22 protein-coding genes, 1 tRNA gene and 4 pseudogenes are annotated in these 25,709 nt (G+C 68.7%); 9 read left to right on the top strand and 18 right to left on the bottom strand.

Features of this window, described 5'->3' with window-relative positions; genetic code table 11:
- Positions 1-10: 10 nt before the first annotated feature.
- The 4 genes and pseudogenes from rho to lysA all read right to left on the bottom strand — a co-directional run bounded on the left by rho (position 11) and on the right by lysA (position 5,807).
- Positions 11-1,956: pseudogene (gene rho / locus K1X59_RS08440) on the bottom strand (transcription termination factor Rho).
- A gap of 144 nt (positions 1,957-2,100) precedes the next feature.
- On the bottom strand, positions 2,101-3,063 hold the full coding sequence (thrB, locus tag K1X59_RS08435) for a homoserine kinase (protein WP_183152465.1): 963 nt from the start codon (positions 3,061-3,063) through the stop codon (positions 2,101-2,103).
- A gap of 2 nt (positions 3,064-3,065) precedes the next feature.
- Positions 3,066-4,369 (bottom strand): annotated as a pseudogene (locus K1X59_RS08430) (homoserine dehydrogenase).
- Between the two features lie 21 nt (positions 4,370-4,390).
- Positions 4,391-5,807, bottom strand: a pseudogene (lysA, locus tag K1X59_RS08425) (diaminopimelate decarboxylase).
- Between the two features lie 148 nt (positions 5,808-5,955).
- Here lysA and K1X59_RS21230 point away from each other — a divergent pair.
- From K1X59_RS21230 to K1X59_RS08405, 5 genes are read left to right on the top strand one after another with little or no spacing between them, the layout of a single operon-like run.
- Complete coding sequence (locus K1X59_RS21230; RefSeq protein WP_258567186.1) at positions 5,956-6,438, top strand: YihY/virulence factor BrkB family protein; 483 nt, start codon at positions 5,956-5,958, stop codon at positions 6,436-6,438.
- Positions 6,408-7,016 carry a YihY/virulence factor BrkB family protein gene (locus K1X59_RS21225; protein WP_258567185.1) on the top strand — a complete coding sequence of 203 codons (609 nt, stop codon included), beginning with the start codon at positions 6,408-6,410 and terminating at the stop codon, positions 7,014-7,016. Before K1X59_RS21230 ends, K1X59_RS21225 begins: the two co-directional genes overlap by 31 nt.
- A 58-nt stretch (positions 7,017-7,074) precedes the next feature.
- The gene (locus tag K1X59_RS08415) at positions 7,075-7,980 is read left to right on the top strand and encodes an alpha/beta fold hydrolase (protein ID WP_183152464.1); all 906 of its coding nucleotides are present in this window, start codon (positions 7,075-7,077) and stop codon (positions 7,978-7,980) included.
- Positions 7,955-8,536 carry a TetR/AcrR family transcriptional regulator gene (locus K1X59_RS08410; protein WP_220174139.1) on the top strand — a complete coding sequence of 194 codons (582 nt, stop codon included), beginning with the start codon at positions 7,955-7,957 and terminating at the stop codon, positions 8,534-8,536. The genes K1X59_RS08415 and K1X59_RS08410 overlap by 26 nt, the downstream gene beginning before the upstream one ends.
- 2 nt (positions 8,537-8,538) lie before the next feature.
- A complete protein-coding gene (locus K1X59_RS08405) occupies positions 8,539-9,288 on the top strand; it encodes an alpha/beta fold hydrolase (protein WP_220174138.1) in 750 nt (249 codons plus the stop codon).
- Positions 9,289-9,305: 17 nt separating this feature from the next.
- On the opposite strand, the gene K1X59_RS08400 is transcribed toward K1X59_RS08405, so the two are convergent.
- Both K1X59_RS08400 and argS read right to left on the bottom strand, forming a co-directional pair.
- Positions 9,306-10,154 (bottom strand): DUF2993 domain-containing protein, encoded by an 849-nt coding sequence (locus K1X59_RS08400; RefSeq protein WP_220174137.1) that lies wholly within the window; start codon positions 10,152-10,154, stop codon positions 9,306-9,308.
- 40 nt (positions 10,155-10,194) lie between these two features.
- Positions 10,195-11,859 carry an arginine--tRNA ligase gene (argS, locus tag K1X59_RS08395; RefSeq protein WP_183152463.1) on the bottom strand — a complete coding sequence of 555 codons (1,665 nt, stop codon included), beginning with the start codon at positions 11,857-11,859 and terminating at the stop codon, positions 10,195-10,197.
- A 92-nt stretch (positions 11,860-11,951) separates the two neighbouring features.
- On the opposite strand from argS, the gene K1X59_RS08390 reads away from it, so the two are divergent.
- Both K1X59_RS08390 and K1X59_RS08385 read left to right on the top strand, forming a co-directional pair.
- Positions 11,952-12,767, top strand: coding sequence for an SGNH/GDSL hydrolase family protein (locus K1X59_RS08390; protein ID WP_244632531.1), 816 nt, complete (start codon positions 11,952-11,954; stop codon positions 12,765-12,767).
- A 16-nt stretch (positions 12,768-12,783) separates the two neighbouring features.
- Positions 12,784-12,856: transfer RNA gene (locus K1X59_RS08385), tRNA-Arg, on the top strand.
- A 112-nt stretch (positions 12,857-12,968) separates the two neighbouring features.
- On the opposite strand, the gene K1X59_RS08380 is transcribed toward K1X59_RS08385, so the two are convergent.
- Positions 12,969-13,829 (bottom strand): helix-turn-helix transcriptional regulator, encoded by an 861-nt coding sequence (locus K1X59_RS08380; RefSeq protein WP_183152461.1) that lies wholly within the window; start codon positions 13,827-13,829, stop codon positions 12,969-12,971.
- 122 nt (positions 13,830-13,951) lie between these two features.
- A complete protein-coding gene (locus tag K1X59_RS08375) occupies positions 13,952-14,836 on the bottom strand; it encodes an aldo/keto reductase (RefSeq protein ID WP_183152460.1) in 885 nt (294 codons plus the stop codon).
- Between the two features lie 93 nt (positions 14,837-14,929).
- Between K1X59_RS08375 and K1X59_RS08365 the strand changes: the two are divergent.
- Positions 14,930-16,335 (top strand): annotated as a pseudogene (locus K1X59_RS08365) (MFS transporter).
- 63 nt (positions 16,336-16,398) lie between these two features.
- Here K1X59_RS08365 and K1X59_RS08360 read toward each other — a convergent pair.
- Complete coding sequence (locus K1X59_RS08360; protein WP_183152459.1) at positions 16,399-17,127, bottom strand: SDR family oxidoreductase; 729 nt, start codon at positions 17,125-17,127, stop codon at positions 16,399-16,401.
- Entirely contained in the window at positions 17,124-17,462 is a 339-nt protein-coding gene (locus K1X59_RS08355; protein ID WP_183152458.1) for a carboxymuconolactone decarboxylase family protein, read from the bottom strand. Before K1X59_RS08355 ends, K1X59_RS08360 begins: the two co-directional genes overlap by 4 nt.
- Positions 17,463-17,761: 299 nt before the next feature.
- Between K1X59_RS08355 and K1X59_RS08350 the strand changes: the two genes are divergently transcribed.
- A complete protein-coding gene (locus K1X59_RS08350) occupies positions 17,762-18,064 on the top strand; it encodes a hypothetical protein (RefSeq protein WP_183152457.1) in 303 nt (100 codons plus the stop codon).
- Positions 18,065-18,204: 140 nt separating this feature from the next.
- Here the strand turns inward: K1X59_RS08350 and K1X59_RS08345 are convergent, their stop codons facing one another.
- The 8 genes from K1X59_RS08345 to K1X59_RS08310 all read right to left on the bottom strand — a co-directional run bounded on the left by K1X59_RS08345 (position 18,205) and on the right by K1X59_RS08310 (position 25,653).
- Positions 18,205-19,308 (bottom strand): magnesium and cobalt transport protein CorA, encoded by a 1,104-nt coding sequence (locus K1X59_RS08345; protein WP_183152456.1) that lies wholly within the window; start codon positions 19,306-19,308, stop codon positions 18,205-18,207.
- 157 nt (positions 19,309-19,465) lie between these two features.
- Positions 19,466-19,699 (bottom strand): hypothetical protein, encoded by a 234-nt coding sequence (locus tag K1X59_RS08340; protein ID WP_183152455.1) that lies wholly within the window; start codon positions 19,697-19,699, stop codon positions 19,466-19,468.
- Position 19,700: 1 nt separating this feature from the next.
- A complete protein-coding gene (locus K1X59_RS08335) occupies positions 19,701-20,363 on the bottom strand; it encodes a hypothetical protein (RefSeq protein ID WP_183152454.1) in 663 nt (220 codons plus the stop codon).
- Between the two features lie 146 nt (positions 20,364-20,509).
- The gene (locus tag K1X59_RS08330; RefSeq protein ID WP_183152453.1) at positions 20,510-22,873 is read right to left on the bottom strand and encodes a beta-glucosidase; all 2,364 of its coding nucleotides are present in this window, start codon (positions 22,871-22,873) and stop codon (positions 20,510-20,512) included.
- A gap of 35 nt (positions 22,874-22,908) precedes the next feature.
- Positions 22,909-24,258 (bottom strand): alpha-galactosidase, encoded by a 1,350-nt coding sequence (locus K1X59_RS08325; RefSeq protein ID WP_183152452.1) that lies wholly within the window; start codon positions 24,256-24,258, stop codon positions 22,909-22,911.
- Complete coding sequence (locus K1X59_RS08320) at positions 24,255-24,563, bottom strand: hypothetical protein (RefSeq protein ID WP_220174135.1); 309 nt, start codon at positions 24,561-24,563, stop codon at positions 24,255-24,257. The genes K1X59_RS08325 and K1X59_RS08320 overlap by 4 nt, the downstream gene beginning before the upstream one ends.
- 44 nt (positions 24,564-24,607) lie before the next feature.
- The gene (locus K1X59_RS08315) at positions 24,608-25,189 is read right to left on the bottom strand and encodes a BadF/BadG/BcrA/BcrD ATPase family protein (protein WP_220174134.1); all 582 of its coding nucleotides are present in this window, start codon (positions 25,187-25,189) and stop codon (positions 24,608-24,610) included.
- A complete protein-coding gene (locus K1X59_RS08310) occupies positions 25,186-25,653 on the bottom strand; it encodes a 6-phosphogluconolactonase (protein ID WP_183152450.1) in 468 nt (155 codons plus the stop codon). The genes K1X59_RS08315 and K1X59_RS08310 overlap by 4 nt, the downstream gene beginning before the upstream one ends.
- Positions 25,654-25,709 lie beyond the last annotated feature (56 nt).

The raw sequence follows: 25,709 nt of genomic DNA, 5'->3' as shown, positions 1-25,709 counted from the left end.
GCTCAGCCGCTCAGCGGATGTTGTTGTCGTGCCCGTGCGCGCCGGAGGGGAGCGTGGGGATCGACTTCTGCATCTGCACGAGGAACTCGACGTTCGAGTTGGTCTCCTTCAGCTTGCCGAGCACGACCTCGAGAGCCTGCTGCTGGTCGAGGCCGGCGAGGGCACGACGCAGCTTCCACGTGATCTTGACCTCGTCGGCCGAGAGCAGCATCTCTTCGCGACGGGTGCTCGACGCGTTCACGTCGACCGCCGGGAAGATCCGCTTGTCGGCGAGGGCGCGGGACAGACGGAGTTCGCTGTTGCCGGTGCCCTTGAACTCCTCGAAGATGACCTCGTCCATCTTGGACCCGGTCTCGACGAGCGCGGTGGCGAGGATCGTCAGGGATCCGCCGTTCTCGATGTTGCGTGCCGCTCCGAAGAAGCGCTTCGGCGGGTACAGCGCCGACGCGTCGACGCCACCGGTGAGCACGCGGCCGGAGGCCGGAGCCGCCAGGTTGTAGGCGCGGCCGAGGCGGGTGATCGAGTCGAGGAGGACGACGACGTCGCGGCCGAGCTCCACGAGACGCTTCGCGCGCTCGATGGCCAGCTCGGCGACCGTGGTGTGGTCTTCGGCCGGACGGTCGAACGTCGAGGCGATGACCTCGCCCTTGACGGAGCGCTCCATGTCGGTGACCTCTTCGGGGCGCTCGTCGACGAGCACGACCATGAGGTGGACCTCGGGGTTGTTCTGTGCGATCGCGTTCGCGATCTGCTGCAGGACGATGGTCTTGCCGGCCTTGGGCGGCGCGACGATCAGGCCGCGCTGTCCCTTGCCGACCGGGGCGACCAGGTCGATGATGCGCTGGGTCAGCTTCTCGGGAGCCGTCTCCAGGCGCAGACGCTCCTGCGGGTACAGCGGGGTGAGCTTGCCGAACTCCACACGCGTGGCGGCGTCATCGACGGACAGGCCGTTGATCGAGTCGACCTTCACCAGCGCGTTGTACTTCTGCCGACCCTGCTGCTCGCCCTCGCGCGGCTGCTTGATCGAGCCGACGACCGCGTCGCCCTTGCGGAGGTTGTACTTCTTCACCTGGCCGAGCGAGACGTAGACGTCGCTGGGACCGGCGAGGTACCCGGTGGTGCGGACGAAGGCGTAGTTGTCGAGCACGTCGAGGATGCCGGCGATCGGGATCAGGACGTCGTCCTCGCCGATCTCGGTGTCGAACTCGTCGGTCGGGGCGCCGTTGCGGCGCTTGTTGCGCTGGCGGTTGCGGCTGTTGCCGCCGGCCTGGTCGTCGTCGGCGGCGGGCTGAGCCTGCTGCTGCTCCTGCGTCGCACCGTTCTGGCCGCGTCCACGGTTGCGGCTGCGGTTGCGGTTGCGGCCACGGCCGCCCTGCTCCTCGCCACCGTCGGAGGAGTCGGATCCACCGTCGTTGTTCTGGGCGGACTCGGCAGGCGCCGACTCCGATGCGGCATCGGCAGCGGGTGCTGCCGCGGGGTCGCCTCTGCCTCGGCGGCAGGCTTCTGGGCTCCACGGCGGCCACGGCCGGTCGACTTGGGCGCGGGCTCCGCAGTTGCCTCCACCGGAGCAGCGTCGACGGCGGGTGCCTCGGCGGGCGCGGATTCTGCGGCCGGGGCCTCGGCATCGGCCTTCTTCGCCCGGCTACGCCGCGGTGCCTTCGCCTTGGGCGCTGCCTCCGCAGTGTCGGCCGCAGCGGCAGGGGCCGACTCGGTCTTCGGCGCGGCGTCGGTCTTCGGCTCGGTCTTGTCGGCCTCCGGCGCTGCGGCCTTGGCGGCCTCGGCCTTCTCCGCCTTCGCCGCAGCTGTCGCGGTGCTCGCGCGGCGCGGCGCGCGCTTGCGCGCCGGCGCGGCTTCGGTCTTCGCCTCGGCAGTGGCCGCAGGCGCTTCGGCGGCCGGAGCCGACTGGTCGTTCTGGGTCTCGGAGAGGTTCTCCACGAGTACTCCCTTATATGTCATGGGGAATGAGCGTTGAACGCGCACAACGGGTGCTGCGCACGATCGCACGGGCTGACGCTCGGCGCCAGCCAGCCTCGGCACTTGTGCCTCAAGGGTTTTGCGTGCGGGTCTTGCAAGAGTTGCAATGGGGCCAGATTCACGTCGTTACGTGGAGCCCTCCGCTCGATTCCCCACTGTACCACCACGGACGTCGACTGCGAGCAGGAGCGCTTCCCACGGGGTGTCGGTGACCCGGTCGGCCAACTCGACCGCGTCCTGACGACTGCCAGGGCCGTCCGCCAGCACGAGCACGCTCGGCCCGGCGCCGGAGACGACGGCGGCGAATCCCGCGGCTCGCAACGCCTGCACGAGCCGCTGCGTCTCGGGCATGGCCCCCGCCCGGTAGTCCTGGTGCAGCCTGTCGGCGGTCGCATCCAGAAGAAGTTCGGGGCTCTGCATCAGCGCCGCGATCAGCAGTGCGGAGCGGGAGACGTTGAACACGGCATCGGCGGTCGAGACCTGCGGCGGCTGGAGCGAGCGTGCCTGCGACGTCGACATCGTATAGGCGGGGACCAGCACCAGCGGCGAGACTCCGCGGTGGACGAGGAGCTTCTTGTGCTGCGGTCCGCGCTCCGACATCCATGCGATCGTCAACCCGCCGAACAAGGCGGGCGCCACGTTGTCGGGGTGCCCTTCGATCTCGGTCGCCAGGCGGAGGAGGTCGGTGTCGCCGATCTCGACATCGCCCTCGAGCAGCCCCTTCGCGGCGAGCACTCCGGCGGCCACGGCGGCACCGGACGAACCGAGCCCGCGACCGTGCGGGACCCCGTTCTCGGCGACGATGCGGAGTCCGGGCATCGGGCGCTGCGCGTCGGCGAACACGTAGGCGATCGTGCGGACGATGAGGTTCGACGCGTCGCGCGGGATCTCAGCGGCACCGGAACCCGACACCTCGATCTGCAGCTCCCCCGCCGGGAGCGCCGTGACCTGGAGGGTGTCGTAGATGCTGAGGGCCAGGCCCAACGTGTCGAAGCCGGGGCCGAGGTTCGCGCTCGTCGCGGGCACGCGGACCTCGACGGTACGCCCCTCGACCGTGTCGCCCGCGGTGGGCTCGAGGGCTGCGGCCATCGTCACTCGCCTTCCACCCGGAGCACCGAGACCACGCGGGCGACGACATCACTGTCGGCGAGAGCATCGACGGTCGCGCTGAGGGCTTGCTCGGTCGCTCGGTGCGTGCCGATGATCAGGCGCGCCGTCGGCTCGTCCTCCCCTCGACGGTCTGCACCACAGTGGCGACCGACACGCCGCCGTCGCTGAGGATCCCGGCCACGGTGGCGAGCACGCCCGGTGCATCGGAGACCTCGAGGGTGATCTGGTAGCGCGTGGTCACGTGTCCGATCGGGACGACCGGCAGGTTCGCCCTCGTGGATTCACCGACGCCGACGCCTCCCGCGATGTGGCGCCGAGCAGCCGAGACGACGTCGCCGAGCACGGCGGATGCGGTCTGCACGCCACCGGCGCCCGCGCCGTAGAACATCAGGGACCCGGCGGCCTCGGCCTCGACGAACACCGCGTTGTTGGCGCCGTGCACGGATGCGAGGGGGTGCGAGTTCGGCACGAGCGCGGGGTAGACGCGCACCGAGATCGACTCGGCACCGTTCGCCTCGATGCGCTCGCACACGGCCAGGAGCTTGATCACGAAGCCCGCTGCGCGCGCCTCCTCGATCATCGAGGCTGTGATCGAGGTGATGCCCTCGCGGTACACGGCATCCAGCGGCACGGCCGTGTGGAAGGCGAGGCTCGCGAGAATCGCGGCCTTCTGTGCGGCGTCGTACCCCTCGACGTCGGCGGTCGGATCGGCTTCGGCATAGCCCAGGCGCTGCGCGTCGGCCAGCACGTCGGCGAAGTCCGCTCCCTCCGTGTCCATCCGGTCGAGGATGTAGTTGGTGGTGCCGTTCACGATGCCCATGATGCGCACCACGCGGTCGCCGGCGAGCGAATCGCGCAGCGGACGGATGATCGGGATCGCTCCGGCGGCCGCGGCCTCGTAGTAGACGGACGCTCCGACGCGGTCTGCGGCCTCGAAGAGCTCGGGGCCGTGCGTTGCGAGGAGGGCCTTGTTGGCCGTGACGACGTCGGCACCGGAGCCGATCGCCTGCAGGATGCTGGTGCGCGCGGGCTCGATGCCCCCGATGAGCTCGATCACGATGTCGGCGCCCAGAATCAGAGATTCGGCGTCGGTGGTGAACAGCTCCTTGGGCAGGTCGACATCGCGCGGCGCATCCACGTCGCGCACGGCGATGCCGGCGAGCTCCAGCTCGGCCCCCGCGCGGTCAGCGAGCTCGGCGCCGTGGCGCAGCAGGAGCGCCGCGACCTGCGAGCCGACCGCTCCCGCGCCCAGCAGTGCCACGCGAAGTCGTCGGTAGTCAGTCATGGTTGCTCCTTCGGAGGTGGGTCATTGGTTCTCCCTCGGGGCGTCGGCCCCGTCGATGCCCGCGTCACGGGCCAGCACATCGTCGATCGTCTCGCCGCGGACGATGATCGTCGAGCGACCGTCTCTGACGGCTACGACGGGCGGACGCGGAACATGGTTGTAGTTGCTGGCCAGCGGAGCGCAGTACGCGCCGGTCGCAGGGACCGCCAGAAGATCGCCTGGCACGAGATCGTCCGGCAGGTACTCGTGGTCGACGACGATGTCGCCGGACTCGCAGTGCTTGCCGACAACGCGGCTGAGCCGCGGCTCACCCGTGCCGACGCGCGATGCGAGGCGTGCCGAGTACTCGGCGCCGTAGAGCGCGGGTCGTGCGTTGTCGCTCATGCCGCCGTCGACGCTGACGTACCGGCGGACGGACCCCGACTCCACGGTCACGTCCTTCGTCGTGCCGACCTCGTAGATCGTGACTCCTGCCGTGCCGACGATGGCCCGGCCGGGCTCGAACGACAGGGCGGGGACCGGGATCCCCGAGCGGCGCATCCCTCCGCCACGGCGCTGACGATGGCGCCGGCGAGGTCCTCGATCGGTGTCGGGTCGTCGACGCGCGTGTAGGCGATGCCGAAGCCGCCGCCGAGGTTGAGCTGCGGGACCGGGCCGTGCGCGAGCAGCGCGGCGTGGAGGTCGAGGACGCGCGAGGCCGACTCACGGAATCCCGCGACGCCGAAGATCTGCGAACCGATGTGGCAGTGCAATCCGGCGAACACGAGGCCGGGGATCTCGCGGATGCGTGCGACCGCCGTCTCGGCCTCCCGGAGAGGGAACCCGAACTTCTGGTCCTCGTGGGCTGTCGCGAGGAAGTCGTGCGTCTCGGCATGGACTCCGCTCACCACGCGCACGAGCACGCGCTGGGTCGCCCCGGTGCGGGCGGTGATCGCCGCGAGGCGCTCGATCTCGATCGCACTGTCGACGATGACGGTCCCGACACCGACCTCGACGGCACGCTCGAGCTCGGCGACCGACTTGTTGTTGCCGTGGAACCCGAGCGATGCGGGCGCCACGCCGGCGGCGAGGGCGACGGCGAGCTCTCCCCGGTGCAGACGTCGACCCGCAGCCCCTCGTCGACCATCCACCGCGCGATCGTGGTGCACAGGAACGCCTTGCCCGCGTAGTACACCTGCGCCGTGGTGCCGTTCTCGGCCGCCGCCCGATCGAACGCGTCCCGGAAGCGACGGGCTCGACCGCGCACCTCCTCCTCGTCGAGCACGAGCAACGGGGTGCCGTACGTACGAGCCAGAGAGGTCGCGCTGACACCGGCGATCTCGACGGCGCCGTCGTCGTCGCGCACCGCGGATGCCGGCCACACGCCGTCGGCGAGATCGTTCGCGTCCTCGGGGACGACGAGCCATTCCGGAGCGAGCGAATCGGCAGGGAGAAGCACTTGTCACCAATCGTGGGAAGGACCTCGGGCGGGGGGCGCACATCGAGGTTGACCCCGATTCTAGGGCACCGACTCGATCGCCCTGGCCATGGTGACGCGCCGCGTCAAGCCCCTGCATGGCCTCCTCCCCTGCTCCTAGGGTGGGGGCGTGGCGAACACCGAGACACGAGACGACAGCCCCCGAACGGACGCACGGGCGAAGCCCGGCCTCATCGCGCGCATCACGACGCCGGTCATCGCCTGGGCCCTCGCCAGGCGACCAGTGCGGGCCGCGCTGCTCTACTCCGAGAAACGCGGTCCCGCACTCGCCGACAGCGTGACCTACCGCGCACTCTTCAGCGTGTTCGCCGGCGTCCTGCTCGGCTTCTCGCTCGCCGCACTGTGGCTGGCGGGCAACCCCGATGCCTGGCGCGCGATCGTCGAAGCGGTGCAGTCCGCCGTCCCTGGGCTCATCGGCAAGGACGGTGCGATCGACCCCGCAGACCTCCGCGCCCCCGCATCCCTGTCGATCGCCGGCATCATCTCGCTGGTCGCCCTCGTCGCGCCGCACTCGGCGCCATCGGCTCCCTCCGCACCGCCGTCCGGGTTATCGCGGGCACCGTGCAGGACGACATCCTGTGGATCTGGGTGATCCTGCGCAACCTCGCGCTGGCGCTGGGGATCGGACTCGCGTTCGTCGTCTCGGCGGCGCTCACGTTCGTCGGGCAGCTCGGCGTGGCGTGGATCGCGGACGCCCTCGGACTCCCTGCGGACTCCCCCGCGGTCGCCTGGACGGTTCGCGCCCTCTCCCTGCTCATCGTGTTCGCCCTCGATGCGGCCCTCATCATCGGGGTGTTCCTGCTGCTCTCCGGAGTGCGTCCGCCCGCACGCTCACTGTGGCCCGGCGCCCTGCTCGGCGCGTTCGGGCTCCTCGTCCTGCAGGAGTTGTCCGGGCTGTTCGTCGGCGGCGCCACGAGCAACCCGCTCCTCGCGTCGTTCGCGTCGCTGCTCGCGCTGCTGATCTGGTTGAACTTCTCCGCACAGGTGATGCTGTTCGCGTGCGCGTACATCGTGACCGCCGAGGAGGAGAGGGCCGATCGGGTGCACGCGCGCTTCGCGGCCACCACCTTCGCTCAGCGGCGCCTGCAGCGCGCCGAGGCCGAGGTCGGTATCGCCACGGCGGAGCTGCGTGCCGCACAGCGCGCCGCAGCGGACGAGCACGCACCCTGACCCGGGTCCTTGTTGTGACCAGTCAGGCTATGCTGGTCACAACGAGAGGATGTCCGTCATGGAACCCCGGCGCTCGCGCATCGACCTCCCGCATGCCACCGTGTCCGTCCTGGAGTGGCTCCCGGCCGAACAGACCGGCGTCCCGGTGCTGCTGCTGCACGGAGGCGGCGCCGACAGCGCAGAGCTCTCGTGGGGCGAGGTCGGCCCTGCACTCGCTGCCGCGGGACACCGCGCGGTGGCGCCCGACCACCCCGGCTTCGGGCAGAGTCCCCGCGCGCACTGGGCGCTGACCCAGGAGAAGCTCGTCCGGCACGTCGCGGAGCTCGTGGACGCTCTGGACCTCACCGACTACGCGATCGCCGGACTCTCGCTCGGAGGTGGGATGACCGTCGGCCACCTGCTCGACCAGCCCGGGCGGGCGCGGGCTGCGATCCTCCTCGGCTGCTACGGCCTGATGCCGCGCCTCGCGGACGGTTTCCTGGGTCCGGCGACCCACCTGTCGTCGTTCCTGCTGCTCCGGTCGGGGCTGCTGGGTGCGCTGACACGCTCGTACGCACGCGACGATGCCGCGATGGAGCGCGCGCTTCGAGACCTCGTCAGGAACCCGCAGGCACGGACACCCGCGCTCGTGCAGGCCGTGATCACGGAAGCAGCCTCGGGCACTGGTCTGGAGGTCTTCGGCGAATGGCAGCGCGATCAGGTGCTCTGGAACCGTCTGCGCACCGTCTACACCGACAGGCTGTCGTCGATCGAGACACCGGTGCTGCTCGTGCACGGCGACCGTGACACCGGCGTCCCGATCGCACGCGTCGAGACCGCAGCCGAGCTGCTGCCCTCCGGCACGATCCTCGAGGTCCCCGGCGCCGGGCACTGGGTGCAGCGGGACCGGCCCGACCTCGTCATCCCGGCGATGCTCGATCATCTGAGGAGTGGCGATCATGCCCCGACCCCGCGTACCGAATAGGCGAGACCGCATCCTGGATGCGGCAGAGGAGCTGGTGCTCGCACACGGCTTCGACCGCATGAGCATCGCCGCCGTCGCCGAGCACGCGGGCATCGGCAAGGGCGCCGTGTACCTCGAGTTCGACGGCAAACGCGGCATCCTCGACGCCCTCCTGCAGCGCGGCACCGCGCGCATGAACGCCCGGGTGCGCGACGAGCTGGGCGACCACCCCCGCCTCAGTTCCGCGTATCGAGCGTCTGCACGGGCGCTCAGCGAAGATGCCCTCATGACCGCGGCGTTCCTCGACGATCGCGGAGTGCTCGGCGACCATGTCGCCGCGGTCGAGGACGGCCGCTACCGGGATCGGCAGCGACGAGTCGTCGCGTGGCTCCATGATCTGCAGAACCGCGGGGAGATCGTGGCCGACGTGGATGTCGATGCCCTCGCCCTTGCGTTGTCCAGTGCCTCGATCGGACTGCTGTCGGCCGCGCGCCTGCTCGGGCCCGTGGATCCCGCACACCTCGAACGCGCCATCGACACGATCGGGCGCATGGCCGAGACCTTCGAGAGGAGCTGACGATGCACATCGCCCGCTACGGGCCGACCGACGGCCGACGTGTGCTCCTCCTCCATGGCGGAGGTGTCGCGGGGTGGATGTGGGAGCCCCTTCGCGCGCACCTCGGCGACGAGCACCGCATCCTCATCCCGGACCTCCCGGGTCACGGACGCAGCGCAGACGAGCCGTACGTGTCGCATGCGCAGACCACCGCCGCGCTCGCCGGACTCCTCGAAGACGAAGCGCGACCCGCCATGGTCGTCGGCTTCTCGCTTGGAGCCCAGTTGGCCGTGCATCTCGCCTCCGCGCATCCGCGGCTGGTCGACCATGCCGTCATCGTGAGCGCGCAGGCCGTGCCGATGCGGGCGACTCGACCCACTCTCGCTCTCCTCGGGGCGACGGCGGGCCTCGCGAGGCGGGAATGGTTCGCGAGGCTGCAGGCGCGACAGCTGTTCGTTCCCGACGAGCTCGTCGCGGAGTACGTGCAGACCTCGGCCGGCATCTCGCGGGAGACGCTTCTGCGCACGGTCGAAGAGAATCTCCGGTTCACCCCTCCCCCGCGATGGCGGGCTTTTCCCGGTGCGGCGTCCATCCTCGTCGGAGCCGAGGAGAAGGGCCTCATGAAGCGCTCAGCGGCAGCGCTGCACCGAGACCTGCCGCACAGCGCGCTCGAGGTCGTCGACGGGTGCGGCCACGGGATTCCGCTGCAACGTCCCTCCTGGCTCGCCGCTCATCTCGGGCCGGCCCTCGACGCGCACCCGGACCCCCGCTGACCGGGATTCGCACGGCGTCAGCTCGGGCAGACGCCCTTCTCCTGAAGGGAGGCGTCTGTGACGATCGCGCCGTCGACGTCGATGTCGATCACGGCGGCCCCCTCGACGATCTCGAGTCCGGTCAAGGTGAGCCCTGCGGGAAGCTGATCGGCGATGCACACCCGCTGCGGTTCGGTGAGCCGCGCGCCGAGCGAACCGAGATTCGAGCCGAGCTGGTCGAGGTCGATGTCGAGCCCGCCGATGCTGGCCGCGACCGGAGTGAGCTCGAGGTCACCGTCGACAGCACCGGGAGTGAGGGTCAGCGACAGCGGAACGGCCGATCCGAACACGTCGATGGACCCGCCGACCGTCGCGTTCGGCGCGGCGAACTCCACCGACTCGATCGGCAGATCGGTGCCGGAGAGCAGCGAGGTGAACTCCTCCTGATCGATGCGGATCGTGCCGGACGCGCCGCCCAGATCGCCGCCGCGCAACGGCACGCCCGTCGCCGTGACGTCGGCCGCACCGGTGATCCCCTCCAGCGTCACGGAATCCGTCGAGAGGTGGAGCGTGTCCAGGCTGCCCCCGATGAGCTGCGGAAGCAGAAGGCCTTCGGTCTCGACATCCAACTGCTGGTCGGCGGGGAGGTCGAGCTGCTCGACCACGATCGACCGCACGATGCCCGGCAGGACGGCGCGCGCGATGAACTCCGCCGCGACGACGAGCAGTGCCAGCACGACGACCACGATCAGCACCACCCATGGCCAGCGACGGCGCGTCCGGGGCGCAGCGTCCGTGGCCGCAGCGGACGTGGAGCCGGGGATCACGAGCGTCGGATGCTCGGCCGAGGCGTCCGGATACGGCAGGGTGTGGTTGTCGTCGCTCATGCCTGCCATCCTGCCGCACGCCCGGAGACGGCGTCGTGCACTACATGCGCTCCGGCGCGCTCACACCGAGCAGGTCGAGCCCGTTGCGCAGCACCTGACCGGTCGCGTCGTTGAGCCAGAGACGCGTGCGGTGCACGCTCTCGATCGGGTCATCGCCCTGAGGGATCACGCGGCAGTTGTCGTACCAGCGGTGGTAGAGGCCCGCGAGCTCCTCGAGGTAGCGGGCGACGCGGTGAGGCTCGCGCACCTCCGCGGCGAAGGCCACGATGCGCGGGAACTCCTGCAGCGCACCGAGCAGGGCGCCTTCGGTCTCGTGCGTGAGCGTCTCGGGGACGAACTCGGTGCGATCGACGCCGGAGTCGGCGGCGTTGCGCGCCACGTTGTGCGTGCGGGCATGCGCGTACTGCACGTAGAAGACCGGGTTGTCGTTCGTGCGCTTCTGCAGCAGCTCGGGATCGAGGGCCAGCGGCGAGTCGGCGGGGGAACGCTCCAGCGAGTACCGCAGCGCATCGGTGCCCAGCCATTCCCGCAGGTCGTCCATCTCGATGATGTTCCCCGCGCGCTTGCTCAGGCGCGCGCCGCCGATCGACACGAGCTGACCGATCAGGACCTCGACGTTCTTCTCCGGGTCTTCACCCGCAGCGCCGGCGATCGCCTTGAGACGGTGCACATAGCCGTGGTGGTCTGCGCCGAGCAGATACAGCTTGTGCTCGAATCCACGGTCGCCCTTGTTGAGGTAGTACGCGGCATCCGCGGCGAAGTACGTGTACTCGCCGTTGGACCGGCGGATCACGCGGTCCTTGTCGTCGCCGAAGTCGGTGGTGCGCACCCAGACGGCGCCCTCGTCGTCGAACACGTGGCCCTGCTCGCGAAGGCGGTCGACGGCCTGGTCGACGAGGCTCACCCCCTGCGCGTTCTTCGCATGCAGGGTGCGCTCGGAGAACCAGACGTCGAAGTCGACGTTGAACTTCGACAGCGACTGCCTCTGCTCCTCGAGCTGGTACCCGTAGGCGAGCTCGCGCGTGACGACGACCTGCTCCTCGGCGGGCAGATCGAGCAGGTCGGGGCGCGCGCCGAGCACGCGTGCGGCCAGGTCGCCGATGTAGCTGCCGGCGTAGCCGCCCTCCGGCGTGGGCTCGCCCTTGGCCGCGGCGAGGACGGAGTTCGCGAAGCGCTCCATCTGCACGCCGGCGTCGTTGATGTAGTACTCCCTCGCGACCGTCGCTCCGGAGGCGGTGAGCACGCGGGCGATCGCGTCGCCGAGCGCCGCCCACCGGGTGTGCCCGATGTGCAGGGGTCCGGTCGGGTTCGCGCTCACGAATTCGATGTTGATGCTCTGACCGGCCTGGGAGTCGTTGGTCCCGTACGCCTCGCCCGCATCGACGATGACCTTCGCCAGCGCGCCTGCGGCCGCGGCATCCAGACGGATGTTGAGGAACCCGGGACCTGCGACCTCAGCCGTGGCGATGCCGTCGACCTGCGAGAGGCCGTCGGCGATCTGCTGCGCCAGTTCTCGCGGGTTCGTGCCGAGCGGCTTCGCCAGGCGCATCGCGATGTTCGACGACCAGTCGCCGTGCTCGCGGTTGCGCGGGCGCTCCAGCACGACGTCGGATGCGGCGAGGCCGAGGGGCACGCCAGGACGTCGTTCCTCGGCGATCGGTGCGAGGACGGCGAGGACGGCGGCGGCGAGGGTTTCGGGGTTCATAGCCTCCCCAGTTTACGGGGCTGGACAGCCGGATCCGACGGCATGAGGCGCGCGGAATTCGCGATCGACGCGCCGTGATCTACTCTCAAGCCATGAAGGCCTCCGCCCCCGACCGTCGACTGCGCACCGCAGGGGTCGCCATCGCCCTGCTCGTCGCCGTCACGGCGGGCGTTCTCGGCATGTGGCGGCCGTGGACTCCGCTCCCCTCCGCGGCACCCGTCGGGGCTGCCGCAGACGGCGTGACCGCGGCTGCGGAAGCGATCGCTCCCGCGGCGCTCACCCTTCCGGAGCACCCCACCGTGCTGGTGTTCGGCGACTCCTGGACGTACGGCTCCGCTGCGTCCGAGCCGACCCTCGGCTATGCCTACGTCTTGGCTGACCTGATCGGCGGCGAGACGATCGTGAACGGCGTGCGCGGGAGCGGGTACCTCAAGCCGGGAATCGACGGACCGACCTTCGGACAGCGCATCGCCGCCCTCGACCCCTCGCTCTCCCCGGACCTCGTGATCATCCAGGGCTCCATCAACGACCGCGCGCAGGGCGCCGCGGGCTACCGGGAAGCCGTCACCGCCGCCTGGGACGCCCTCGCCGCGATCTACCCCGACGCCGCGATCGTCGTTCTCGGTCCGGCCCCGCACGAGTTGCCGGTGGGCGCGACGACGGCGCGCATCGACACCGACCTCGGCGAACTCGCCGGCGCACGGGGCTGGTGGTACATCTCCCCCATCGCCCAGGACTGGATCACCGAAGAGAACTATCTCTCCGTGATCGACGTCGAGGTCGGACGCAAGCACCCTTCGACCGAGGGCCACCGGTATCTGGCCGAGCGCCTCGCCGCAGCCCTCGACGAGATGCGCGTCGCACCCGTCACCGAGGCAGGCGGGTCGGAGACCACCCCCGACGAGTGATATTGTCGACCGGTACGCCTCCGTAGCTCAGTGGATAGAGCGCCGGTTTCCGGTACCGTAGGTCGCAGGTTCGACTCCTGTCGGGGGCACATCGGGTTTTTCTACGCTGACGGTTCGTGAACACGTCAGTCAGACCCTTCACCACGAGAAAGGCCGCCTGGTTCAGGCGGCTTTTCTCGTCGAAGCCCGGTCGTGACAGGACTACTCGGCAGGGGTGCTCTGCATGGCTGAAAGGCTGCCCAGCAAGCGGAGACGCTCTTCCGTCGGCGTGTCTGCGGTCGGGGTCATTGTGAACATCACGAGCCCCGCGTCTGCGGGCAGCTCGAGTGCTTCGTAATCGAACTCGAGGTCGCCGACGTCGGGGTGATGGATCCGTTTGCTTCCGGTGCGGTGGAAGCGCACGTCGTGCGCAGCCCAGCGAGTGCGGAAGACATCACTGCGGGTGACGAGTTCTCCGATGAGGTCGGTGAGTTCCTTGTCGTGCGGATTGCGTCCTGCTTCGATGCGCAGCGACGCGATGATGCTGTTCGCCCCGGCTTCCCAATCGCTGTAGAAGTTCTGCGCCGCGGGGTTGAAGAACGTGAAGCGGGCGTTGTTGCGCTGGCTGGAGGCATCGTCCAGGATCGGCGAGAAGACGGCGTGGCCGATGGCGTTCTCGGCGAGGAAGTCTTTGCGTGCGTTCGAGATGTAGGCGGGCGCATTGATGCTGTCGAGGAGACGCTGGAGCGAGGGCCGGATCACGGGGGTTGCGGGCCGAGGGCGTTTGCGTGCCGCCCCGCTCGGTGCGGCGTTCCGTGCGAGGTCATGGAGGTGTGCGAGCTCGGCGTCGTCGAGGTGGAGCGCCCGGCCGAGCGCCTCGAGCACTTCCGGTGAGACGCCCGACAGGTTTCCGCGTTCCATCCTCGCGTAGTAGTCGACGCTCATCCCGGCGAGCATGGCCACCTCTTCGCGGCGCAGGCCGGTGACACGTCGCCGGCCTCCGCCGATGATGCCGGCTTGCTCCGGGGTGAGACGTGCTCGTCGCGTGGCGAGGAACTCGCTCACCTCGGATCGTAGCGTCATGCCTGCCACGCTATGCCTCCTGGTCGTGTGGGGATAGATGTCCGAGGCCGCTCAGGTCTTCCCACACGAAGGCGAGTTCTCGGCGAGCTCCCACGACGAGAACCGTGGCGGTTGCGGTCATGTCAGTTCTCCGGAATGTCCCGGCCGAACGCCTCGAGGGTGATGGCCTCAGGCTCGGGGCCGCCGCGGACGCCGGTGTCGAGAGCGTCGATGCGAGCGATCTCGTCGTCGGTGAGTTCGAAGTCGAACACGTCGAAGTTCTCCGCGATACGAGCGGGCTTCACGGACTTGGGGATGGCCTGGACGCCGTTCTGGATGTGCCAGCGGAGCATGACCTGTGCGGCCGACTTGCCGTGTGCATCGGCGATGGCGATGATGACCGGGTCGTTGAAGGTGCTCTTCGAGTCGTCTCCGCGGTAGGACGTGATGCCTCCGATGGGCGACCAGGCCTGTGTCAAGATGCCGTGCTCCTTCCCGAACGCCTGCAGGTCGCGCTGCTGGAAGTACGGGTGCACCTCGATCTGGTTCACGGCCGGCACGATCTCGGTCTGGTCGAGCAGTGTGGTGAGGTGGTCGACCATGAAGTTGCTCACGCCGATGGCGCGGACCTTGCCGTCCGCGAGAAGGGTCTCCAGCGCCTTGTAAGCGGCGATGGTCTTGTCGAACTCGCCGGGGAGAGCCTGGTGGAGGATGAAGAGGTCGATGACGTCGACCTGGAGCTTGCGAGCGCTCTTTTCGAACGCGTGCAGCGTCTCGTCGTAGCCGTAGTCGCTAATCCAGACCTTCGACTCGATAAACACATCGTCGCGAGAGAGGTCAGACGCCTGGATTGCGTCGCCGACGCCGCGCTCGTTGGCGTAAGCGGCGGCAGTGTCGATGAGACGGTAGCCCGTGGAGAGTGCGGAAGCGACAGCCTCGACCGTCTCGTCAGGAGGAGTCTGGAAGACGCCGAAGCCCAGTGCGGGCATCTCGACGCCGTTGTTCAGGGTGAGGTGAGTGTTCGTCATGGCATCGACGTTACGACGATCCACCACCCCCTGGGAGTGACTGTCGTTACACGGATAAGTAGTCACTCCCACCGCGACCGGTAGAGAGCTCTGATGGGTGACATGGCATCTCCCTCGACCTCGACCGTCGCACGAATGGCTCGCCCTGGAGCCGTGCTCGCCATCGTGCTGGTGAGCTATTTCATGATTGTGCTGGACAACTCCATCATCTTCACGGGGCTGACCCGCATCCGCGAGGACCTGTCATTCACGACCAGCGGACTCTCGTGGGTGCAGAACGCGTACGCTCTGGTCTTCGGTGGCCTGCTCCTCCTTGCCGCCCGTGCCGGTGACATCGTCGGCCGCCGTCGAACGTTCCTCATCGGCCTGGCGATTTTCGCCGTCGCATCGCTCCTCATCGGCGTCGCCCCGACCTCGGAGTGGATGATTGCGTCCCGCGCGCTCCAGGGTGTCGGTTCCGCGATCCTCGCCCCGACCTCGCTCGCCCTGCTCACCGCGCATTCCCTGCGGGCCCCGAACGCACAAGGGCCATCGCCGCGTACGGGTCGACAGCGGGGATCGGTGCGAGCCTCGGACTCGTCGTCGGAGGTGTACTCTCGGACCTCACCTCGTGGAGGGTCGGGTTCCTCATCAACGTTCCCATCGGTATCGCCCTCGCCATCGCCACCATCGTGTACATCCGGGAGACCTCCCGCCTGAGCGGACGTTTCGACGTCCTCGGAGCGCTGTTGTCCACGGTCGGGATGGCTGCTCTCGTGTTCGGCGTTACCCGCACTGCCGACGCAGGTTGGGACGATGCCACCGCCTTGACCTTCCTCGCCGTTGGGGTCGCGCTCCTGGTCCTCTTCGTGCTCGTCGAGCTGCGGGCGCCGCAGCCGATCCTGCCGATGCGGATCCTCACCAGCGGTGTGCGGGGCGGAGCCTTCATCTCGCGAATGGCGTTCGCCGGTGCGATCTTCGGCTATTTCTTCTTCATCAGCCAATACATGCAGACCGTCCTCGGCTTCAGCCCGCTGCAGGCAGGCATCGCGTTCCTGCCCATGACGGTCGTCCAGTTCGTCCTGTCCTTGCTCGTACCTCGCCTCACCAGACGATTCGGGAACACCGCGCTCGTCACTGTAGGTCTGGCCGTCACGCTCGCCGGCATGCTGTGGCTGAGCTTCATCGGCCCGGATAGCTCCTATTGGACGGCGGTGGCTCTGCCGATGCTCCTGCTGGGAGCCGGTCAGGGACTGGGGTTCGCGCCGCTGACGGCCGCAGGAGTCGCCGGCATCGAAGCCCGTGACGCAGGGGCAGCCTCCGGCGCCGCGAACGTCGCTCACCAGCTGGGTGGCGCCCTAGGGGTGAGCATCATGGTCGCCGTCGCCTCCACGATGACGCCCGTCGAAGATGTCGCCGCGGAGGCGCCCGCAGGCATCGCGACCGGTGCCGCGCTCCTCGGCCTCGCACTGCTATCCGCGGTCGCGCTCGTCATCCCCGGTTCTCGGCGGGCCCGCTGAACTGTGGCTCACGCACGGAACGGGCGGGCATCCGGGATGGATGCCCGCCCGTTCTGTCACTGGTCAGACCTGCGAGGCGGGCCGGAGCAGGATCTCGTTGATAGCGAGGTGCTTGGGGCGCTGCACGGTGAACGTGATGATCTCAGCGACGTCCTCCGCCGTCACCGTCGCCTGCGCGTACATCTCGTTGACGGCCGTGTTCGTCGCCTCGTGCGTGATGTGGGTCGGAAGCTCGGTCGCCACGACGCCCGGCTCGATGAGCGTCACGCGTACGTCAGGAAGAAGCTCCTGGCGGAGAGACTCCGACCATCCGTTGATGGCCCACTTCGTCGCGGCATACACGCCGTTGCCAGCCCGGGCCGTACGCCCGGCAACCGAGGAGATGTTCACGATGTCGCCGCCACCGTCGACGAGCTGGTCGAGGAACACCTCGGTCGCGGTGATGGCGCCGAGGAGGTTCACGTCGACCATGCGCCGGTAGTCCTCCCGCTGTTCAGACGAGAATGGGCCGAGGAGCATGATGCCAGCGTTGTTGACGAGGATGTCGACGCGTCCCAGGCTTTGCTTCACACGGGTTGCTGCTGCGACGAGGGCGTCGCGGTCTGTGACGTCGGCGGCAACCGCGACCGCGCCTTCACCCAGCTCTGCAGCGATGGTCTCGATGCGTTCAGTTCTGCGGGCAAGCAGTGCGACTTTGAAGCCCGCGGCGTGGAACGCGCGCGCCGTGGCCTCTCCGATTCCGGAGGATGCTCCCGTCACCAGGGCGACACGGGCGGTGTCAGTTGTGCTCATGGGTGGATCTCTTCTTCCTTCTCGGCGAAGACGCGCTTCGCGACCTTGATGGCGGACATCGCCTTCGGCCACCCGGCGTAGAAGGCCAGATGGGTAATCACCTCGACCACCTCGTCTTCCCGCACACCGTTCTCCTTGGCCAATCGCAGGTGGCTCTCCAACTGCTCGAAACTGCTCGAGGTGACCAGACTCGCCACCGTCACCAGGCTGCGGTCACGACGGCTCAACGCCTCGTGCCTAGACCACACCTGTCCGAACAGCACATCATCGGTGAGGGAGGCGAGCTGAGGCGCGACATCCCCCACCGCGCTCTGAGCGGGTGTCAGTTCTGTCATTGCAACGTCCTTTCCTTAGAGGTCACCGACAGGCTCCCTCGACTTCACAGTGACGCACCAGTGGCCAGCTATCCAGGTAACAACAGGGCACCCCACGCAGCGAGGTAACGGCATAGCGTCGAAGAATGTCCCGCACCAACGCTTCCCCACAACGATCCGCGACCGCCGGGCGTGGGGTCGCTGCTGCCGCAGGAATCGTGGCATCGGCGGTGTCGCTCGCTGCGTGCGCGACCCCGGCTGACTCGCGGCCCCACAGCTCAGCCGCCCCATCCGCGGTGCCGACTGTCGAGGAGGACGACATGACCCCTGACACGTACCGCGATGGCGAATACACCGCACGCGGCTGGTACGGCTCTCTGCCGTCCCATCACGACGTGACTCTCACCATCGAGAACGGCATCGTTACCGACGTCGACATCACCACACCCGCAGAGGACGAGGTCTCCCTGGGCTATCAACAGCGCTTCGCTGATGCCCTCCCCGCAGAGGTCGTCGGGAAGCCGCTCGACGACGTCGCGGTCGACCGACTCGCCGGATCCAGCGGATGCTCAGAAGGATTCATGAACGCGCTCGCAGACATCCGCGAGGACGCGCTCCGCTGATTCTCGCACGGCACTCGCTCAGACGCTCGGATGCGAAAGGAAGGCCCCAGGTGCACACTCAGCGTGACACTCCCACCTATTCGCCCCTCTGCCGCGGAGACTCACGAACGCCCGAGAGCAGTTGTCTGAAGGTGAACGCTTCACATCCACTTCTGTCGCTTGAAGATGACGTACAGGACGAGCGCGAACGCGACCATCCCACCGACGGCGAGCGGATAGCCGAAGGCCCAGTGGAGTTCGGGCATGTTGTCGAAGTTCATGCCGTAGATCGCGCCGATGAGTGTGGGGGCGAAGAGGATCGCGGCCCAGCCGGAGATCTTCTTCATGTCCTCGTTCTGGCGCTGGGCGACGAGGGTGCCGTTGACCGTGAGGATCTGCGAGAGAGATTCGCGGAGGTCGCTGACCTGTGTCTCGGCGCGGCTGAGGTGGTCGGCGACATCCTGGAGGTACGACTGCAGCGGCTCGGGGATGTCATAGCGGCGGAACCCCTTCCGCAGCGCGGCGAGCACCTCGGCGAGACCCGAGGTCGCCTGTTGGAGGTCGATGACCTCCTGACTCAGACGATAGATACGTTCGGTGACACTGGCGTCGCCGCTGAACACCTGACGTTCGATCTGCTCCCGGTCGATGGCGAGACCACGGAGCACGGGCATATAGCCGTCGACGATGGCGTCGAGCAGGCGGTACACGATGGCTTCGGGGCCGTGGTGGAGCAGTTGCTCGTCGTCGAGGAGGGTGTGGTCGCCGCGGTCGGTCGCCCCGGAGGCGTCATCGGCGTCGAGGCCGTCTATCCACCTCCCGTCCTGACAGAACACGGCCACGGCCTGCGGGCGCACGAGGATGTGGAACTCGGCGAAGTCGACGTCCTCTCTCGCGTCGACGTACCACGCGGACCTCACGACGAGGAACAGCGTGTCGTCGTAGCGTTCGAGCTTCGGGCGCTGCCCGGCATGGAGGAGATCCTCCACGAGTAGAGGATGGAGGTGCCAGCTGCTCGCGAGTTCGGCGACGTCCTCCAGCGTCGGCTTCGGATACAGCAGCAGCGCTGTACGCCGATCGTCCTCGTCGGTGAATGCCTGAGCGCCGTCCACGGTGGTGTCGCGCGGCGCGCGGAGGAGGTGGCCATCATCGACGTAGCGGGTCCGTCGACTCGTTCCCTCGGTGGGTGTCGCCGCGTTGGGCGTGCGGCGACGGAACACTCCGCCACGGGGACGGTTCGTGCCGTCGCTCGTCGACTGTGTCATGTCCTGTCCTCTCACTCTGTTCGGAGTATCCCGCAGATGGCGACGAGGTTCAGGAGAACCGCGGTGCGAGCACGTCTTGGAGCGCCGGCGCGACCACCCGGGCGAGGTCGTCGATGGCGCCTGGTTTCAGGCGGCTTTTCTCGTCGGTGCTCGCCCTTCACCTGTCGCGGAGCCTCCTCCGGCGCGAACGGACCTTCAGCGCCTGCCAGACGAGCAGCACCGCCGACCCTGCCACGATCATTCCGATGACCGTCCATTGCAGGACCGAGTACGCGATACCTGAGGTCAGCGTCTGCAGCAGGAGACCGACGATGAACGCGAAGAGCGGCGCGGCGAGCGCCAGCCTCCGCCACTCCCGCCGGTATCGCCGTCGTGCACCCCGCTCGACCATGTCAGTACGTGTACTCCCAGCCGTCTTGTCCCCCGAGACGCAGGATCAGCGTCCCATGCTCCGTCGGGACATCGAGGACGACGCTTCCGACGCCACGCTCCCCCGGGTTGATATCCGTGTAGTAGATCATCTCGGGGCGGGTCAGACAGGCGATGCCGGACTCGGTGACCGGATCGGTATTCACATTCACCCCGCTGGAGTCGATCGCACTCCAGTCGCTGAACGACAACACGGGAGGCACGCCGCCCTCCTGGTACGCCTGCGTGAGCCCGGGCAGAGCCTCGCCTTGGAGGTCGACACGGACGAAATACCCGTTCTCCGGAACGGGCGCGGCGTCGCCGCCCTCGCACTCCGGCTCGATCGAGATGGCCTGCACCATGAATCGCAACAGGTCTTCGCCGTTCGCGTCGGCGAGACCCGCCACCTCGCCGGGTTGTTTGACGACGTTCCCGCGTTCGCTCACCGAGGGCTCGTCATCGTATGCGGGGAATTCGACCCACTCGATGATGCTCGGAGTACGCGTCGGAGTCGGTGTGGGACCGAGCGTCACGACCGGCGCCGTCTCTTCGACAACCTCCGGCGCTGATGCCGTACATCCCGTCGCGATCGTTGCGGCGGCCGCGAGTGCGAGTATCGCCGGGAACCGGCGCGCAGAAGTAGTCATGAACACTGGTCGCTCTCCCCTTGGCAGTCGTCTCCGTAGACGGCAGCGCGCTCAGTCTCCCAGAGCCGCGGGAACCGCCGACACGGTGGAGCCGAATCGTTACGCGGAAAGGTGAAGCGGCTCGGCACCACGTCATCACCGTCGGTTCAGCCGGCGTGACCTCCCACGAATCGGGACTCTTCGGAGTCGAGGAGGTCGGCGTCGTGCACGAGGGGCGGGATGGTGGGGTCGTCCGGGAGGACGATCGACTCCGAGAGCAGGATGTCCTGGGAGGAGGAGCCCACATCGATGCGGAACTCCCCGCCTTCACGACGCCAGACACCGAATCGACCGTCGTCGCGTCGCGCCGCGGAGTCCCAGTAGGCGAAGTCGCGGTTGCCGAGCGGGAACTCGACCCGGACGCTCTCCCCCGCGTCGAGGAACACCTTCTCGAAACCGCGCAGTTCACGCACCGGACGCGAGACCTCGGCGTCGGGGTCTCCCACGTAGAGCTGCACGACCTCCGCGCCCGCGACGTCACCCGTGTTCGTGATCTCGCAGGTCACCCGCACCCGAGCGGCTTCGGCGTCGATCACATCGACCTCCAGTGCCGAGTACGCGAACGACGTGTACGACAGCCCGTATCCGAAGGGATACAGCACAGGCCTCCGCAGCGCGTCGTACCACCGGTAGCCGATGTAGACGCCTTCGCCGTACAGCACCGTGCCGCGCTCGCCGATCCAGTTCGGGAAACCGGGAGTGTCCTCCACCGCCAGCGGGAACGTCTCGGCGGTCTTCCCCGAGGGCGACAGCCGCCCGAACAGCACATCGGCGACAGCCGCGCCCGTGCCCTGACCACCGAGCCAGGTCTCCACGATGCCGTCCACCCTGTCGTGCCACGGCGCCATCGTGACGGGCGAGCCGTTCGCGAGCACCACGATCAGAGCCGCACCCGTGCGATCACGGAGATCGGCGAGGCGTGAGATCAGTTCGTCCTGCTCCGCGGGGAGGGCGAGCGAATCGCGATCGTTGGCCTCCTGTTCGAACGACAGCGGCAGACCGGCGAACACCACGATCGTGCCCGCGGTCTCGGCCGTCGCGACGGCCTCATCGATCAGCGCCAGCGCCCGGTCGGACAGCGGCCCCTTCGCCTGATGTCGCACGGCCTCGGCGAGCTGGAGCTCCTTGGCGAGGGCGGCCGACCTGCGCGCCACGCGCGGTCGCTGCTCCTCCACCGTGATGCCGTGCACGGCGAGGATGCCGAGATTGTCATCCTGATAGGCGTTCTTCGTGAGGTACGCATAGCCCTCCGCGAAGTCGATGCGTGCGCCGGCGATCGCCCGCAGCTGCTCCAGGGGGACGTCGACGCGCGTGGGATCGACGCCGGACGACCCGCCTCCCTGGATGCGCGCGTGGTGGGCGAACGCGCCGATCACGGCGATGCGTCCCTCCGCGGTCTCGTCGAGCGGAAGCACCGGCCGGCCGCTGCCCGACCGGACCTCGTTGCGCAGCAGGGTGACGCATCCGGCAGCAGCCTCGCGCGCGAGCGCATGGTGCTCGTCGGCACGCAGCAGTCCGAGTTGCGCCGCACTCAGACGCGCGCCCGGCGCGTGCCCCAGGTCCATGACCGCACCGGTCGCGGAGGCATCCCTCGGGTACGCGCGCGCCACGAGCTCCAGCACGCGCCGTGCAGCGTCGTCGACGACCGCTTCGTCGAGCACGCCCGCGCGCACGGCGGTGACGATCTCGGCGTCGGTCCGCCCCTGAGTGCCCGGCATTTCCAGATCGAGCCCTGCGACGAGCGCGGCGACACGATCGTGCACGGCGTTCCAGTCGGACACCACCGCTCCGTCGTATCCCCAGTCCTCACGCAGCACCTCGGTGAGCAACCAGCGGTTCTGCGAAGCGTGCACGCCGCCGATGCGGTTGTAGGAGCACATGACCGTCCACGGATCGGCCTGACGCACCACGCGCTCGAAAGCCGACAGATAGGTCTCGCGCAGCGTGCGGTCGTCGGCGACCACCGAGATGCGCGTGCGCTCGATCTCCTGATTGTTCGCAGCGAAGTGCTTGAGCGACGCGCCGACGCCTGTCGACTGCAGCCCGTTCACATAGGCGGCGCCGAGTTCGCCGCTGTGCAGCGGATCCTCCGAGAAGTACTCGAAGTTGCGACCGCACAGCGGAGAGCGCTTCATGTTGACCCCGGGACCGAGCACGACCTGCACGCCTTCGGCCCTCGCCTCCTCGCCGATGGCCGCGGCGACCCGGGCGACCAGCGCGCGGTCCCACGATGCCCCCATCGCCGACGCCGTCGGGAAGCCGGTCGCCGGCACCCACACCATGTCGACGCCGGTCTCCTTGCGCAACCCGTGCGGACCGTCTCCGACTTCGATCGAGGGGACCCGCGCGGGCAGCCCCTGGCGGTCGAGCGGCTGGGTGAACCAGTCGTCGAGGCCCGACAGGAGCGACGCCTTCTCCTCGAGGGTGAGCGCGGAGACCACAGCCTCCACGTCATACAGGGGCGGGGTCATCGACGGCCCGTCGTCTGGACGCTCAGCAGACGACATCAGCGCAGCGGGGGCAGGACGTCGGCCTGCAGCTCGAGGAACTCGTCGAGCATGGCGACGGCCCGGTTGTGGGAGTCGACGACCGGATCGAGCAGGATCGCCTGGAGCAGCTTCGCCTTCGACTCCTCCGCATACGCCTCGACGAGCAGCTTGTGGATCGAGCCCTGCAGCCGGATCATCGCCAAGATGCCCTCGGGGAGCTCGTCCATCTGCACCGCGACCAGTTCGCCGTCGACGACACGTGCCGGCACCTCGACCACCATCTCGTCCGGCAACCCGGGGATCGCGCCGCGGTTCGGGATGTTCACGGCGGGCAGTGCGCGCTCCACACCGCACGCCACCCACTCGATGATCGGGATCGCGAGCTCTTCGGACGACACGACCGGACTGTCCTCGAGCGACCCTTCGAGGGAGGCGTCGGGGCGCGGCGCATGGAACGGACGGTCGGTGTCGGCGAAACGGATCTCGTAGTACCACTCCGGCGTCGGCGCTCCCGGCCGCCACGGCGAACCCTCGGCGGGGTCATGGAAGTACTGCAACTGCGCCGGCACGTAGTCCTCGGCCCAGGAGATGTACTCGCCGATGTGGTTGGCGCTGGGCGACGGCCACAGCCCGAACCGACGGAACAGGATCCGGGACAGTCCGATCTCGTGCCAGTCGGACACCCAGTTCGCTGTGCTCTCACGCTCGCGGAGCTTCGGATAGAGGTCCTCTCCCGTCCGACGGTCGCGCATCGCCTGGAACCAGGTGAAGTGGTTGATCCCCGCGGCCGGGAGTTCCAGGTCCTCGCTCGGCATGTCGAGCAGCGCCGAGATCTGGCGGACGCCGTAGAAGTACCCGTGGCACAGTCCGACCACCTTGACCGACGTCAGGCGGCTGATCGCCTCGCACACCTTGTGTTCGGGATTCGAGAAGTTGAGGAAGAGAGCGTCCGGGGCGTTCCGCTCGATCGCCCGCGCGATCTCCAGCAGCGGACCGAACTGGCGAAGCGCATGGAACAGACCTCCGGGGCCGCCGTTCTCCCCGTAGACCTGACGGAAGCCATGTGCGCGCGGGACGGTGAAGTCCTGCGACCAGTAGTGGTACCGGTTCACCTCGATCGCGGTGATCACGAAGTCGGTCCCCGTCACCGACTCGTCGAGATCCGTCGTGGACGCCACGGTCGCTGCGTGCCCGAGGCGCTCGATCAGATGCCGGGTGTAGGCCTCCATCTCGGCGAGGGGCGCGGGCGCGATGTCCATCAGGACGATGTCGAGACCCTTCTCGGCGATCGGTGCGCTCAGGAGGAGGTCTCTGACCATCTTCCCGGCGAATTCGCGGCTTCCTGCGCCGATCAATGTGACTTTCATGAGTGAGGTTCTCCGATTCGGATGGGGGTGGATTCGAGGGCGAGGGTGCGTGCGAGCGCCAATGCTCCCCACACGGGTGGACGGTCGAGGACCAGGAGAGTGATGCCGGGTCTCGTGCGGGAGAGGTCGTCGTGCACGGCGGCTCGCATCCGCGGCTGCTTCTCGATGACCGAGCCTCCGGCCACGACGGTCGAGGCGGCGACGCCGCGATCCAGGAGCCGACCGACCAGAACGGCGAGTGCTTCCCCGGCGGCGTCGATCACCGCCGTCGCGAGAGCCGACCCTTCGTCGGCCGCGGCGAACACGACGGGCGCGTGCGCACCCCAGGATTCCGCCGAAGCGGTGTCGGTCAGGGCGAGGGCGAGTTCAGGTCCGTCGACGGCGTCGAACGCGGCGAGCAGCGCTGCCCCGAGCGGATCGGCGGCGGCTCCCTGTCTCGTTCGGCGAGCACGGCCCTGACCGCGTCGCGCACCACGCCGGGCGCACTGCCCTCGTCGCCGATGAGCCATCCCCAGCCCCCGGCGGTGATCAGCTCACCTTGGTCGGTGCGGGCCGTCGCGATCGATCCCGTACCGACGACCAGGCCGATGGCGCGCCCTGCGTCCATCGCGGGCGCCATGAGTTCGGAATCGTTCACGACCCGCACGGGGCCGCGCCACAGCCGGCCGAGTTCCCGCTCGAGGGTGCGGCACTGCGCGGTGCTGTCGCACCCGTGTGCGCCGACCGCCAGAGGCACCGCGCGCACGCCCTCTCCGAGCACGCCCACGAGCAGATCGCTCAGTCCCCTGGCATCGGCTGCCGGGTCGCCCAACGATCCGCGCCACGACGACGAGGCGACCACTTCGTCACGCACGACGTCGTCCGAGTCGCACCGCAGGAGGGCGAGTCGGGTCTTGGTGCCGCCGATGTCGACGCCGACGGCGGCGTTCATGCGTGGACGACGGCCGCGCCGCGGTCGGCGAAGAGGACGGGCTCTCGGCACTCGGTGATGATGGTCGCCGGCCAGTCGGGGTCGTAGGCATCGGCGGCGGTGATGCGCGCGTAGGCTTCGCGCTTGTTGACTCCCGTCAGGATCATCACGACCTCTGCCGACAGGCTCGCTATCGTGTCGACGCCGACGGTCACCCCCTTGCGCGGCACCATGTCCAACCGGGTGAACTCCGGGAACGTGCCCATATTGTCGCGACGCGTCGCCTCCCCGAGGTCGACCAGATGGGTTCTGGCATCGCGCGGTGTTCCCGGCTGGTTGAAGGCGACGTGACCGTCGCTGTCTCCCGAGGCGAGCAGGAAGACGTCGATACCGCCGGCGTCGGCGATCCGGCGGTCGTACTCTTCCGGATGCGCGGGGTCGGCCGTCCAGATCTCCGTCGGCGCCGTCGTGCCTGCCTTCTCCACGGCGCGCGCGAGCGGGCGAGGATGTCACGACGAGCGAAGCCCAGGCAGGAGTACGA

Source organism: Microbacterium sp. Se5.02b (assembly GCF_019464375.1).
Taxonomy (GTDB): Bacteria; Actinomycetota; Actinomycetes; order Actinomycetales; family Microbacteriaceae; genus Microbacterium.
This window is presented reverse-complemented; position numbering and strand designations above follow the sequence as displayed.

Excerpts from the sequence above, each read along its gene's own strand:
- K1X59_RS08350 (WP_183152457.1), top strand. The coding sequence starts at position 17,762 with ATGACCCCTGACACGTACCGCGATGGCGAATACACCGCACGCGGCTGG.
- thrB (WP_183152465.1), bottom strand. The coding sequence starts at position 3,063 with ATGGCCGCAGCCCTCGAGCCCACCGCGGGCGACACGGTCGAGGGGCGT.
- K1X59_RS08315 (WP_220174134.1), bottom strand. The coding sequence starts at position 25,189 with ATGAACGCCGCCGTCGGCGTCGACATCGGCGGCACCAAGACCCGACTC.
- K1X59_RS08345 (WP_183152456.1), bottom strand. The coding sequence starts at position 19,308 with ATGACACAGTCGACGAGCGACGGCACGAACCGTCCCCGTGGCGGAGTG.
- K1X59_RS08405 (WP_220174138.1), top strand. The coding sequence starts at position 8,539 with ATGCACATCGCCCGCTACGGGCCGACCGACGGCCGACGTGTGCTCCTC.
- K1X59_RS08355 (WP_183152458.1), bottom strand. The coding sequence starts at position 17,462 with ATGACAGAACTGACACCCGCTCAGAGCGCGGTGGGGGATGTCGCGCCT.
- K1X59_RS08360 (WP_183152459.1), bottom strand. The coding sequence starts at position 17,127 with ATGAGCACAACTGACACCGCCCGTGTCGCCCTGGTGACGGGAGCATCC.
- K1X59_RS08330 (WP_183152453.1), bottom strand. The coding sequence starts at position 22,873 with ATGACCCCGCCCCTGTATGACGTGGAGGCTGTGGTCTCCGCGCTCACC.
- K1X59_RS08390 (WP_244632531.1), top strand. The coding sequence starts at position 11,952 with ATGAAGGCCTCCGCCCCCGACCGTCGACTGCGCACCGCAGGGGTCGCC.
- K1X59_RS08325 (WP_183152452.1), bottom strand. The coding sequence starts at position 24,258 with ATGAAAGTCACATTGATCGGCGCAGGAAGCCGCGAATTCGCCGGGAAG.
- K1X59_RS08380 (WP_183152461.1), bottom strand. The coding sequence starts at position 13,829 with ATGACGCTACGATCCGAGGTGAGCGAGTTCCTCGCCACGCGACGAGCA.
- K1X59_RS08400 (WP_220174137.1), bottom strand. The coding sequence starts at position 10,154 with ATGAGCGACGACAACCACACCCTGCCGTATCCGGACGCCTCGGCCGAG.
- argS (WP_183152463.1), bottom strand. The coding sequence starts at position 11,859 with ATGAACCCCGAAACCCTCGCCGCCGCCGTCCTCGCCGTCCTCGCACCG.
- K1X59_RS08340 (WP_183152455.1), bottom strand. The coding sequence starts at position 19,699 with ATGGTCGAGCGGGGTGCACGACGGCGATACCGGCGGGAGTGGCGGAGG.
- K1X59_RS08415 (WP_183152464.1), top strand. The coding sequence starts at position 7,075 with ATGGAACCCCGGCGCTCGCGCATCGACCTCCCGCATGCCACCGTGTCC.
- K1X59_RS08375 (WP_183152460.1), bottom strand. The coding sequence starts at position 14,836 with ATGACGAACACTCACCTCACCCTGAACAACGGCGTCGAGATGCCCGCA.
- K1X59_RS08410 (WP_220174139.1), top strand. The coding sequence starts at position 7,955 with ATGCCCCGACCCCGCGTACCGAATAGGCGAGACCGCATCCTGGATGCG.
- K1X59_RS08335 (WP_183152454.1), bottom strand. The coding sequence starts at position 20,363 with ATGACTACTTCTGCGCGCCGGTTCCCGGCGATACTCGCACTCGCGGCC.